The 848-nt window shown below is 65.8% G+C and carries 1 protein-coding gene; it reads left to right on the forward strand.

Features of this window, described 5'->3' with window-relative positions; genetic code table 11:
• The first annotated feature begins 68 nt into the window (after positions 1-68).
• Positions 69-838, forward strand: a protein-coding gene (locus FV222_RS27785) for an IS5 family transposase (protein WP_147816383.1) whose coding sequence is annotated in 2 segments (ribosomal slippage) — positions 69-384 and positions 384-838 — 771 coding nt in all. Because the reading frame shifts where the segments join, the coding sequence is not laid out codon by codon here.
• Positions 839-848 lie beyond the last annotated feature (10 nt).

Here is an 848-nt window from a genome sequence, read left to right on the forward strand (position 1 = left end):
TAGGGCCTGTCGTCGCCTGAACAGATTGGCTGGGCTTGCGTTTTCGTCTCTCTGATGGAGGAGGGACGATGCTGAGCGACGCGCAATGGGCTGATCTGGAGCCCCTGGTCGAAGCCTGCCGGCCCAAGGCCAAAACGCCTCCTCAGGATCTGCAGCGCACGCTCTCGGCCATCCTTTGGCGGCATCAGAACGGAGCCAAATGGCGAGCCATTCCCGAGGAATTGGGACCCTGGTGGCGGGCTGCCCAGATCTTCATCCGCTGGTCGCGTGCCGGCGTCTGGGAGCGGCTTCTTCACCTCGTGCAGGAGCGCGGTGTCCAACTCGGTATGGTGTTCCTCGACGGCACGAACGTTCGGGCGCACCAAAAGGCGGCGGGAGCCGCCAAAAGGGGGGATCTGCAGCCGAGCGAGACGCTCGTGAAGCTGTTGGCCGCTCGCGTGGCGGGTACGGCACCAAGGCTTGCGTGATCGCCGACGGGCAGGGCCGCGCCATCGCCTTCCGGCTGGCGCCCGGTCAGGCCCATGAACTCCCTCACGCCGTTCCCCTGCTCGACCAACTGCCGGGGGTGCCCAAATGGGTCGTGGGGGACCGCGGCTACACCAGCCACGTCTTTCGCGAACACATCTGGAATATGGGCGCTCGGCCTGCGATCCCGCCTCAGCGCCACGAAGCGCCCGTGACCTGCCCGGATTGGATCTACAACAACCGTAACCAGGTCGAGCGCCTCTGGGCCAGGCTCAAAGAGTGGCGCGCCATCGCCACCCGCTACGAGAAGACTGCCGTCAGCTTCATGGGCGTCCTCTCCCTCGCAGCCGCCCTCGATTGGCTCAAGCGATGACACGCCCTAG

The organism is Methylobacterium sp. WL103, assembly GCF_008039885.1.
GTDB lineage: Bacteria > Pseudomonadota > Alphaproteobacteria > Rhizobiales > Beijerinckiaceae > Methylobacterium > Methylobacterium cerastii.